The sequence below is a fragment of the Pseudomonas sp. c313 genome (assembly GCF_055407145.1).
The window spans coordinates 985,746-996,397 of sequence record NZ_JBUZRD010000001.1 but is presented as its reverse complement, the minus strand read 5'-3'; the positions used below and the strand labels follow the sequence as shown (position 1 = coordinate 996,397).

Here is a 10,652-nt window from a genome sequence, read left to right as displayed (position 1 = left end):
TCCCCACTCTTGTCGTTGCTATTAGTCATAAACATAACCGTTTGCCTATCCCTTATCGTAAGGGGGAAACGGTGTCCTGTCTTTCATGGGGCTCGTCCAATCCCAGTGCAAGGGCTCTTGGTGTGCCTTAAGGGAGAGAGCAGGCCCAGCCCCCACGATACCGTCAAGACTGTCCACGATATCCACAAGGTCCTTTGAGTCGCCTTTAAGACGCTTAAGGGATGCTTCGAGAATCCTTTGCGCCCCAATGACCCCTCGGTGGTGATCCAGGTACAAAGTCATGTGGGCTGAAGCCAAGCTCACCTTGTCATGTAGGTCCCCATAGATCGACTCATAGGCTGATAGCGAAGCGTCTGTGTGGGGCAGCCAGAGAGCGTTGAGAGCCACGAAGGAGAGGCGTTCCTTGATGTCAGCCCATGAGGCTTCACGGTTGTCGAGGTGGAACACTGCGAGGGCTGCAAGGATGTCTTTGGTCAACTCTGTGGCCTGTGGTCGTTCAGTGGTTCGTAAGGATACCGTGAAGAGATTCTTTGTGGACCCTACAGGGCGCATACGCAGGTAGTAGACACCCTCCCTCCTGTACAGATAGGGACGGGCAAGGACAGTTTGTAACAGTGTTGTGTCTCGCTTGGTACACATAGAGGGTTCCGCCGAGCAATCATTGGGGTCCCTCACTGCCTGTATGGTTTACATAAAACTGTACCAGTGCCGTCGCAAGATCTGCCTGCAAGCCTTGTTCCAGACACCACTGTTCGGCATGAACGGTCACTTCCGGCCAGTGTTCAAGCAGCATTTTCCAACTTTTGGTCATATCGCCATCAGCGTTCCACGCCTGCCAAAGGTCAACCAGCGCGACTTTCGCGGCCGGCGACAAGCCTTCGGTGTACAGCGCCAGGAAAGCATCGAGCTTGTCCAGATGGATGTCTTCATCCTGGCGGTAGATATGCCACAGCAAAGGACGCCCGGCCCATTGCGCCCGCACGAAGGAGTCTTCGCCGCGTACGGCATTGAAGTCACAGCACCACAGCAGTCGATCGTATTGATCCTGTGGCACGAATGGCAGCACCTGAACCGTCAGAGCGCCGCGCGGGTGCACCGCCCCCACCGCCAAGCTATCCACGCCCAACCAACGCTGCACATCGCCGAGAATTCGCCCTTGCGGCACCAACAGATGGGTCGCTCGCCCATCGGCCGCCAACACGTCCAGCCAACTGGCCAGCCCGGCATTTTCATAGGCAAACAGCGACATCAGCCGCGCACCCGGCACAGGAAAAACCCCGAGCGCCTGCAGAAATTGTTGCCGGGCCTGCGGGTCATTTTGAAAGGCCCGACGCTGCTCCAGCAATCCGGCCTCACGCAGCAAACCGCCTGTCTGCGGACGAAACCCCGGAAAGAAGAAGTACTTTTGCACGCCTTTGAACTTCACTGACGGCAGGCCGTGACAACCGACCACCCAGTCCTCGGCGCTCAAGTAGTCCAGGTTCATCCACAGCGGTATGTTCTCGCGCTCGGCCATGGCCTCCATATAGTCAGCCGGCAACTGACAGGCGAAGGCGGCAATGACCACGTCTGCCGCATCGGTTGCTTGCCAGTCAGCTGGCCAATGGCGCACCTCGACACCTTCGCGCCATTGCTGATCCAACTGCACATCAATCTGAGGACACATGCGCTCAAATGCCCGCAGGTCGTCCACCCACAAACGCACGACGCAAGCATGCTCCGCCACCAATTGCCGGGCCAGGCGCCAAGTCACGCCGATGTCGCCGTAGTTGTCGACGACACTGCAAAAAATATCCCAGCGGGCTTTCATTCCGGGCTCCAACGCTCAAAGGCTCGATTGTCCGCATAAATGCTGCAATGCAGAAGGGTTGATAGCGATTATTCTGCAAGAGGGCTGTGCGACAATCCGCAGCTTGCCGCAAACGCCTGCCAGGAGGCCGCCATGTCAGACCGCCCGCTATCACCGTTCAAACTCAGTGTCGCCATTGCCCTGGGCCTGTGGCTGGGGTTTATCGCCATTGCATTGACCACTTGGCTGGCCTCGCATTATCTGTTCGAACAAACCCTGGCGCCCGTCGCCCAGGCTGTGCAGCAGTTAGGCAAACCCGCGGTGGTTGCACCAGAGCCACCTAACCGAATGTTCGAGCAGTATCAGGACAACCTGCGCAAGCAGGAACAACAGCAGGTCCTGGACCAGGCGCGCAACAACCCGCGTAACCTGTCCAACCCCAAATGCCAGTTCTGGCTGCAACAGGACCAGAATGCCCCCAGCGACAAAAGCCGAGCCAATGTCCTGCAATTTTGCGACTGATGATCAAGCAGACCCATGAATAAATACGCCGTCCACCAGTTGATCCTGGAAAAACTCATCGTCGACCTCGACGTCGCCCAACGCGCCGCGCAAACCGCCTACGAAACTGCGACCCACGAAGAAAATATCGCGGAAAACAAATACGACACTCTGGGGCTGGAAGCTTCTTATCTGGCGGCCGGCCAAGCCAAGCGTGTCGAGGAAATCAAGCAGGCGCTGACCTTGTGCCAGAACCTGAACCTGCGCCCCTACGATGATCAACGGGGGATTGAAGTGGGCGCGCTACTCGGCCTGGAGGACGACAACGGTCGCCAGCAATGGCTGTTTCTTGGGCCGGATGCGGCGGGCTTGAAGGTTTATGTGGTGGGGCAGCTGGTGACCGTCATCACCCCACGCTCACCCCTGGGCAAAAGCCTGCTGGGCAAGTTCGAGGGGGACGAGGTGGAGATTCTGGTGGCGGGCGCTCGGCAACAGTTTGCTGTTACCGAGGTTAAGTGAGCCGATCAGTGAACCGGTAGTTCAACGCCGTCGAACAAGTCTTCCAGTTCCTGCTTGTTATGGCACTGGATAGCCTTGGCCATGACTTCACGGGTCAGGTGCGGAGCAAACTTCTCAATGAAATCGCACATGAAGCCCCGCAGGAAAGTGCCACGACGGAAGCCGATCTTGGTCACGCTGGATTCGAACAAATCGCTGGCATCCAACACCACCAGGTCGCTGTCGAGTTTGGTATCGACCGCCATCTTGGCGACGATACCGACACCCAGGCCCAGGCGCACATAGGTTTTGATCACGTCGGCGTCGGCGGCAGTGAACACCACTTTCGGCGTCAGGCCGCGATGACTGAAGGCTTCGTCGAGCTTGGAGCGACCGGTAAAACCGAACACATAGGTAACGATCGGGTATTCAGCCAGGGCTTCGAGGGTCAGCTTCGGCAGCTTGGCCAATGGGTGACCTTGCGGAACCACGACGCAGCGGTTCCAGCGGTAGCACGGCATCATCACCAGGTCACCGAACAGCTCCAGGGCTTCGGTAGCAATGGCAAAATCGACGGTACCGTCGGCGGCCATCTCGGCGATCTGCATCGGCGAGCCCTGGTGCATATGCAGGGCCACGTCCGGGTACTGCTTGATAAAACTGCTGATCACCGGTGGCAGCGCATAACGTGCCTGGGTGTGCGTGGTGGCAATCGACAGGGTGCCTTTTTTCTCGTTGGAGAATTCCTGGGCGATCTGCTTGATGCTTTCAACCTTGCGCAGGATTTCGCCAGCAGTGTTGATGATGCGCTCACCGGCCGGGGTGACGCGGGTCAGGTGTTTACCGCTGCGCGCGAAGACTTCGACGCCCAGCTCGTCTTCGAGCAGGCGGATCTGCTTGCTGATACCCGGTTGCGAGGTGTAGAGGCTTTGAGCCGTGGCGGAAACGTTGAGGTCGTGGTGCGCCACTTCCCAGATGTAGCGCAGTTGCTGAAGCTTCATATGTATCCCTCAAAGCAGATAGACGCCACGGGTATCAGCGACGGTATATAACTATATTAAAGGTTAGATGGATAAATCTAGAACTTTTTATCGTTTTCTACCAATCACATGTCATCCCTGCGTCGACGTTGCAACAACGGCACCAAATACACCGGCACCTGGGACAGCTGCAACACTCGTGCAGCGGTTCGCCCCAGCGGCGTCGCCACCCCGGCGCCTTGGCTATGACTACCTACGATCAACAAATCCACGGAGAGTTTCTGCGCTTGGTCGAGAATCACCTGCGAGGGGTCGCCCTGAATTACCCGCACCGACTGGATCAACTTGAGGTCCTGCTCGCCCTCCCCAACCTCCTCGCGAAAACTGTCCAGCACCCGCTGCTCGATATTGGCCATCACGGTGCTCAGCCCCTGGCTCTGCCATTCACTCAGGGCCTGCTCATCAAGGTAACTTTGCAAGACGGATTCGGCGAACAGCCCAAGGGGCTCAACCACATGAATCACGTACAGCTCGGCCTTGAACGTTCGCGCCAGCGCCAGCGCATGTTGCATCACATAGGGCGCATACAGGCCAAGGTCAGTGGCATACAACATCGAGCGAATCATAGAACCTCCTGGAGTGCCAGGATGGCGAATATTGATTGAGCTTAGCAGCGCCTTTGCGAGTTAGGAGGCTTGCTCACTCAACCTGGATTTTCAGCTCGTTGCTGATGCCATGGGGTACATGTCCGGTGGCCACCACTTCCCGGGCTTTCTCGCAATGACCGGCCTGATCGTCGAAAAACACATCGGCGGCGAAGGCTTCAAGAAAGGCCGATTTTTCCAGGCCGCCGAGAAACAGCGACTCGTCCAGGCGGATGTCCCACTCGCGCAAGGTACGGATCACCCGCTCGTGGGAAGGTGCCGAGCGGGCGGTCACCAGCGCCGTACGGATCGGGCAGGCCTCGTCAGGAAACTCACGTTGCAACAGGTTGAGCGCCGCCAGGAACCCCTTGAAGGGACCGCCACGCAGCGGCTCGCGTGCCGACTCCCGCTCGCTGGCCTGGAACGCTTCCAGGCCACCTGACTGGTAGATACGTTCCGACTCGTCGGAAAACAGTACGGCATCGCCGTCGAAGGCAATTCGCAATTCAGCGCTGGATGCCCGACGGGCGCCGCCAGAAAGAATCGTCGCCGCAGCAAACCCGGCATCCAGGGCGCTGCGTACGTCTTCAGCGTGGGTGGAGAGAAACAAATGGCAACCAAACGCTGCCAAATAAGGATAAGGACTACGCCCTCCTACAAACGCAGCGCGGGAAATATCCAGCCCGTAATGCTGGATCGAATTGAACACCCGCAAACCGGTATCGGCACTGTTGCGTGATACCAGCACCACTTCGACCCGCGCCCGTCCAAGACTGGCGTTGAGGCTCAGCAGTTTCTTGACCAGCGGGTAGGCATCACCCGGTTCAAGGATTTCCTCCTCATGGTCAATCTGGTACTTGCGGTAGGCCTCGACACCTTGCGCCAGGTAGACCTTGTGGCTTTCGCTCAGGTCGAATAACGCCCGCGAAGAGATCGCCAATACGAGTTTTTCGCCCATACCCTTTGCCATGTTCTTTTCCCCGCTCAGCCGTTGCGTCGATCGATAAAACTCAAGGCCTGATACAGCGCCTGCATCCGTGGCAACTCACAACCTGCAGCCCTGGCGGCGGCCAATGGCCGGGCGTAGATGGCCGCCAGTTCCAGCGGGCGCTTGTGCAGGTGATCGTGATACATGCTCGGCCAGTAATCGGCCAGGCTCTCGGTCATCTGGAACATCTGCTCGGCATAGCTCGGCGCAATCTCATGGCCGCACGCCCGTGCGCCCTGCACCACTTCAGCCATCAATGCCTGGATCATTGCACGGCTCGCCTCATCAGCCATCAACTCCGTGGTCCCCGCACCGAGCAATACCGAAAGACCGTTATAGGGCACATTCCACACCAGTTTATGCCAGCGCGCCTGATGCAGATTGGCCATGGCCTGGGATTCAATACCCGCCCGGTGAAACAACGCGGCGCCTTCTTCGACAATCGCTTGCCGGCGGGTCTCATCGTTCGCGGCACTACCACTGTGATAGCCAAGATTGACCCGGCCCATCGCCTGATGCTCGACGATGCCAGGTGCTGAGCGATGCACGCAGATGTAACAAAGGCCACCCAACAGATGCAGCGAATCCGGCAGGTGTTCGCGCAAGCTGTCCTCGACGTCCAGACCATTTTGCAGCAACACCACCTTGGCGCCCGGCGCCGCTACTTGGGCGATGGTCGGTGCCAATTCGACATTACCGGTGGTTTTGGTCCCCACCAACAGCCAGTCGCAAGGCGGCATATCGGCCGCACGGGCGTAAGCCTGGACCGGGTTGAGGCTCAACACCCCATGGACCGCACTATTAAGCTTCAGGCCTCGCTCACTCACCGCCGGGAACTCGCTGCGCAACAGAAAGTGCACATCGAATCCGGCGCGCGCCAGCATCAAGCCGTAAAAGCCACCGATGGCGCCGGTGCCGATAATGCCGATTCGCGGCGCCTGGTCTGCAGCACTCATCATGGCAACTCCTCTGGTTTTCGCGTGAGCGCCTGCTCCACGCCATGAGTGAGGTCGCTGGCGGTCAGGCGCGCCTGCAAGGCTCCGTGGAATTGACCGTCGCACACTACAAACAGTGCCGGCAAATGAAAGATCTGGTAACGCTCGACGGCCCCACCATTATGGCCGGCATCAATCCAGCACACTCTGTCTACTGGCAAGGCCCAGCCTGGCAACTGCTGACGCGCCCAACGGCAACTGGAACAACCGACGCTGGTAAACACCAGCAATGACGTGCCCGGTAGCCCCAACAACTGCTGGTCGATATCCAGATCGGTCAATTCAAGCGCTTTCACTCTATCTCTACCACGGCCATAAACTGGACAGCAGACTATCAGGCCGGGCGACAGCGCGCGCAATTGCCCATTGTCGAGCAGGCTTGTTACGCGCTAAGGTTCGGCTCCCCGCTGCATCTAAATCATGCTGTGCTCCGCCGCACGGGGATCGCTGGCGGCCGGCACCCGTGACCCTGACGAGTAACACGATGGCTGATTTACCGATCAACGACCTAAACGTCGAATCCAACGAGACCCTGATCACACCTGATCAGCTCAAGCGCGAAATCCCTTTGAGCGATGCTGCCCTGCACACCGTCACCAAGGGTCGCGAAGTCATTCGTGACATTCTTGACGGCACTGACCACCGCCTGTTCGTGGTGATCGGGCCCTGCTCGATCCACGATCTCAAGGCTGCTCACGAGTACGCAGAGCGTCTGAAAGTGCTGGCTGCAGAAGTGTCCGACACCTTGTATCTGGTAATGCGCGTCTATTTCGAGAAGCCGCGTACCACCGTGGGCTGGAAAGGCTTGATCAACGACCCTTACCTGGACGACTCGTTCAAGATCCAGGACGGCCTGCACATCGGCCGCAAGTTGCTGCTGGAGCTGGCAGAAATGGGGCTGCCGACCGCGACCGAGGCCCTGGACCCGATTTCCCCGCAGTACCTGCAAGACCTGATCAGTTGGTCGGCGATTGGTGCGCGCACCACCGAATCCCAGACCCACCGGGAAATGGCCTCCGGTTTGTCTTCGGCCGTGGGCTTCAAGAACGGCACTGATGGCGGCCTGACCGTGGCGATCAACGCCCTGCAGTCGGTTTCCAGCCCGCACCGTTTCCTGGGGATCAACCAGGAAGGTGGCGTTTCCATCGTCACCACCAAAGGCAACGCCTACGGTCACGTGGTGCTGCGCGGCGGCAACGGCAAGCCCAACTATGATTCGGTCAGCGTGGCCCTGTGCGAACAGGCGCTCAACAAGGCGAAGATCAAGCCGAACATCATGGTCGACTGCAGCCACGCCAACTCCAACAAGGACCCGGCCCTGCAACCGCTGGTGATGGAGAACGTCGCCAACCAGATCCTCGAAGGCAACCAGTCGATTATCGGCCTGATGGTCGAGAGTCACCTGAACTGGGGCTGCCAGGCGATTCCCAAGGATTTGGCCGACCTGCAATACGGCGTATCGGTCACCGATGCCTGCATCGACTGGGCTGCCACCGAGACCACCCTGCGCAGCATGCACGCCAAGCTCAAGGACGTATTGCCCAAGCGCAAACGCACCTGAACCCACACTGCGCACACAAAAACGCCGGGCTAAGCCCGGCGTTTTTTATGGGTCTCTACTGCTCAGAGCTTCGCAGCATGGCGCTGGTGGCGCTCCATGTAGCGTTCAACATAAGAGCAGGATGGGATCACCGTGTAACCCATACTCTCGGCGTACTGCAGCGCCTGTTCGGTGAGCGCAGCGGCAATGCCGCGCCCCCGCAGGGCGTTGGGCACGAACGTCCGATAGATATCCAGGGTCTGCTTCCCGAGATCCATATAGGTCAGGTAAGCACGATGACCGTCCACATTGGTCTCGAACTGATGACCTGTCTGGTCATGGTGGATGGACAACGCCTCGCTCATCACTACTCCTCGCGGGTCTTGGTTTATGACCCTTACCTTACCGATGTTTTTCCGGCGAAGGAACATCTACGCCACCCCGTGCCAGGTTTCGACAACGAGAAAAGCCCTACAGCGCTCATAACCAGCACGTAGGAATAGTAGGCACCAATCCCGAAATTGCTCAAGGCGCACTCGTCATCCCCCGTCGCTGGCAGACATAGAAAGGGCCGATCGAGCATCCTTGGGTCGATGGCCTGAACATTGCCGGCAATTGAAGCTTGAGACGAACAGCCTCTCTTAAAGTCACCTCAACATGCACAAAAGATACCTGTCGGCGAAAATACAATCTGAAAAATAGTGTCAACACCAATATATAATTTGACTTCTCTTTACACCGCTTAACACGTGCCAGCCGGTGCTTTGCGCCTGGATCCAATTTTGCGCAGAACCACGAAAACTGGATGTTTTTTATACAAACTCGCTAAAGATTAGCCAAAATAGATTCGGCACAAGAATTTTTTTTGCTTCTTGCGCTACGTCAGTTTACTTACTACAAGTAATGGGTAGTATGTATGCCGGCTATTAGCTCACTCTGAGAAAGTAGCCATTTAATAGAAAGTCCTTGAAGGGGAACACGATGAACAACGTTCTGAAATTCTCTGCTCTGGCTCTGGTCGCAGTTATGGCTACCGGTTGCAGCAGCGTCTCCAAAGAAACCGAAGCTCGTCTGACTGCAACTGAAGACGCAGCAGCTCGCTCCCAGGCTCGTGCAGACGAAGCATATCGTAAAGCTGATGAAGCTCTGGCTGCTGCTCAAAAAGCACAACAGACTGCTGACGAAGCTAACGAGCGCGCTCTGCGCATGCTTGAGAAAGCAAGCCGCAAGTAATAATCCCTCGGGGTTATTATCAAGCCGATCCATTTTTGGATCGGCTTTTTATTGCCCGGGATCCGACTCCGAATCCCGGATAATAAAAAACCCGCTACAGCGCAACGCCGTAACGGGTCCTGGCTACTTCAACTACTGCTGCAGATCGATCGGCGCGCTCGAAACCATCGGCGCATCACCCGGCACCCCGATTTCTACCGGTAAGCCGTCTTCGGCCGCGACTACATCACGCACCTCATCCCAATTGACCCGCAGGTTCTTCGACAGGTCTTCACGCTTGAGCAAGGCATTGATCACCGCTGTGTGCTTGTCCACCACCGACGGCGTGCCATCGTCGTTCAGTGGCGTATGAGCTTCCAGGTAAACCTTGCCGCCGCTCATGCCGAACTTGTAGGCGTCGTTGATAATCCGCACGGACGTGCCCACTGGCACCATGCCCGCCATTTGCAGCACATTTTTGTTGAACATGCGAAAGCAACCGTGGCTGGTACGGGTACCGATGCCGAACTTCGCGTTGGAGCCGTGAATCAGGTAGCCCGGCGTGCCCAGGGTGAACTTGAACGGCCCCAGAGGGTTGTTCGGGCCTGCTGGCACCACGTTGGGCAGCGGATCACCGTTGGCAGCGTGCTCAGCCTTGATCGAAGCCGGCGGCGTCCAGGTCGGGTTCGGGGTCTTGGCGATGATGCTGGTGTGAGCGATCGGCGAGCCCCAACCTTCGCGACCAATCCCCAGGGGAAAGGTGTAAACGACGCTCTGGCCCTTGGGGTAGTAGTACAACCGGTACTCGGCCAGGTTGATCACAATCCCTTCACGGGGCCCCGGCGGCAAAATGAAACGGGTTGGCAGAACGATCTCGGTTCCCGCCCCCGGCAACCAGGCATCAACACCAGGGTTGGCCGCGACCATCTCTGAATAACCCAGGTCATAGGTGGTGCCCAGGTCGGCAAAGGTGTCTTCGTACTTGGCCTTGATCACCTGGACCTGGCCGACGATGTCTTCACCCGGTAGTGGCAAGGGCAACTGCAAGGCTGCAACAGGACCGGCGGCACAGAGTGCAGCGAGAGACAGGCAGCGAGTGACGGCAGGGAGGTGCGACAACATCCGGAAAATCCTTCGCAGATCGACGGGTAATAAAAAATTGATTGTACACGGGAGCCTCGCGGGCACCCACAGTCAAAGCTCGAAGCGCAGCTCGGGCCAGATCGGCGGCGTACCACGTTTTTGCGATTCTAGAATCGCCCGGCACAAGGGGCACAGGCGTTGATCCTGAAAAATCGTGCGATCCACTGCCGACCAGCGCGGTTGGGCAGGCAGCAACGTACCGCAGAGAGTGCGATCGATCGAGCCGCCCAACTCCAACTGACGCGGCACCAGGTGCACCCTGGCTTCCTGGCAGGCGAACAGGTCCAACTGTTCGTCAGGCTCGATCAGTTGGTAGGCAAACAGGGACCAGGCAGGACGCGACGACATCGGGGGCACCAAAT

Annotated in this window: 14 protein-coding genes; 4 read left to right on the top strand and 10 right to left on the bottom strand. The window is 57.9% G+C overall.

Annotated features, from left to right (window positions below; translation table 11 throughout):
* Positions 1-45: 45 nt before the first annotated feature.
* Both ACZRKZ_RS04900 and earP read right to left on the bottom strand, forming a co-directional pair.
* Positions 46-477 carry a hypothetical protein gene (locus ACZRKZ_RS04900; RefSeq protein ID WP_463980858.1) on the bottom strand — a complete coding sequence of 144 codons (432 nt, stop codon included), beginning with the start codon at positions 475-477 and terminating at the stop codon, positions 46-48.
* A 181-nt stretch (positions 478-658) separates the two neighbouring features.
* Complete coding sequence (earP, locus tag ACZRKZ_RS04895; RefSeq protein WP_463980857.1) at positions 659-1,810, bottom strand: elongation factor P maturation arginine rhamnosyltransferase EarP; 1,152 nt, start codon at positions 1,808-1,810, stop codon at positions 659-661.
* 132 nt (positions 1,811-1,942) lie between these two features.
* On the opposite strand from earP, the gene ACZRKZ_RS04890 reads away from it, so the two are divergent.
* On the top strand, positions 1,943-2,311 hold the full coding sequence (locus ACZRKZ_RS04890; RefSeq protein WP_463980856.1) for a hypothetical protein: 369 nt from the start codon (positions 1,943-1,945) through the stop codon (positions 2,309-2,311).
* A gap of 15 nt (positions 2,312-2,326) precedes the next feature.
* Positions 2,327-2,809 (top strand): GreA/GreB family elongation factor, encoded by a 483-nt coding sequence (locus ACZRKZ_RS04885; RefSeq protein ID WP_133098863.1) that lies wholly within the window; start codon positions 2,327-2,329, stop codon positions 2,807-2,809.
* Positions 2,810-2,814: 5 nt separating this feature from the next.
* Here ACZRKZ_RS04885 and cysB read toward each other — a convergent pair whose 3' ends face one another.
* From cysB to ACZRKZ_RS04860, 5 genes are all read right to left on the bottom strand, one after another.
* Positions 2,815-3,789: an HTH-type transcriptional regulator CysB gene (gene cysB / locus ACZRKZ_RS04880; RefSeq protein ID WP_149414360.1), complete on the bottom strand. Its 975-nt coding sequence runs from the start codon at positions 3,787-3,789 to the stop codon at positions 2,815-2,817.
* A 104-nt stretch (positions 3,790-3,893) separates the two neighbouring features.
* Positions 3,894-4,394 carry a universal stress protein gene (locus tag ACZRKZ_RS04875; protein ID WP_463970270.1) on the bottom strand — a complete coding sequence of 167 codons (501 nt, stop codon included), beginning with the start codon at positions 4,392-4,394 and terminating at the stop codon, positions 3,894-3,896.
* A gap of 73 nt (positions 4,395-4,467) precedes the next feature.
* A complete protein-coding gene (locus ACZRKZ_RS04870; RefSeq protein ID WP_350613118.1) occupies positions 4,468-5,382 on the bottom strand; it encodes a 5'-nucleotidase in 915 nt (304 codons plus the stop codon).
* A 14-nt stretch (positions 5,383-5,396) separates the two neighbouring features.
* Positions 5,397-6,356: a putative 2-dehydropantoate 2-reductase gene (locus ACZRKZ_RS04865; protein ID WP_463980855.1), complete on the bottom strand. Its 960-nt coding sequence runs from the start codon at positions 6,354-6,356 to the stop codon at positions 5,397-5,399.
* Entirely contained in the window at positions 6,356-6,733 is a 378-nt protein-coding gene (locus ACZRKZ_RS04860; RefSeq protein ID WP_463980887.1) for a YbbN family protein, read from the bottom strand. The genes ACZRKZ_RS04865 and ACZRKZ_RS04860 overlap by 1 nt, the downstream gene beginning before the upstream one ends.
* Before the next feature lie 146 nt (positions 6,734-6,879).
* On the opposite strand from ACZRKZ_RS04860, the gene ACZRKZ_RS04855 reads away from it, so the two are divergent.
* Entirely contained in the window at positions 6,880-7,956 is a 1,077-nt protein-coding gene (locus ACZRKZ_RS04855) for a 3-deoxy-7-phosphoheptulonate synthase (RefSeq protein ID WP_133098868.1), read from the top strand.
* A 62-nt stretch (positions 7,957-8,018) separates the two neighbouring features.
* On the opposite strand, the gene ACZRKZ_RS04850 is transcribed toward ACZRKZ_RS04855, so the two are convergent.
* Positions 8,019-8,300 carry a GNAT family N-acetyltransferase gene (locus tag ACZRKZ_RS04850; protein ID WP_133098869.1) on the bottom strand — a complete coding sequence of 94 codons (282 nt, stop codon included), beginning with the start codon at positions 8,298-8,300 and terminating at the stop codon, positions 8,019-8,021.
* Positions 8,301-8,916: 616 nt separating this feature from the next.
* On the opposite strand from ACZRKZ_RS04850, the gene ACZRKZ_RS04845 reads away from it, so the two are divergent.
* Positions 8,917-9,168 (top strand): Lpp/OprI family alanine-zipper lipoprotein, encoded by a 252-nt coding sequence (locus ACZRKZ_RS04845; RefSeq protein WP_133098870.1) that lies wholly within the window; start codon positions 8,917-8,919, stop codon positions 9,166-9,168.
* Positions 9,169-9,300: 132 nt separating this feature from the next.
* Here ACZRKZ_RS04845 and ACZRKZ_RS04840 read toward each other — a convergent pair whose 3' ends face one another.
* Together ACZRKZ_RS04840 and ACZRKZ_RS04835 are read right to left on the bottom strand one after the other, a co-directional pair.
* Positions 9,301-10,269 carry a L,D-transpeptidase family protein gene (locus tag ACZRKZ_RS04840; protein WP_463970273.1) on the bottom strand — a complete coding sequence of 323 codons (969 nt, stop codon included), beginning with the start codon at positions 10,267-10,269 and terminating at the stop codon, positions 9,301-9,303.
* Positions 10,270-10,341: 72 nt separating this feature from the next.
* Positions 10,342-10,638, bottom strand: a complete 297-nt coding sequence (locus ACZRKZ_RS04835; RefSeq protein ID WP_133098872.1) for a hypothetical protein — start codon at positions 10,636-10,638, stop codon at positions 10,342-10,344.
* Between the last annotated feature and the right edge of the window lie 14 nt (positions 10,639-10,652).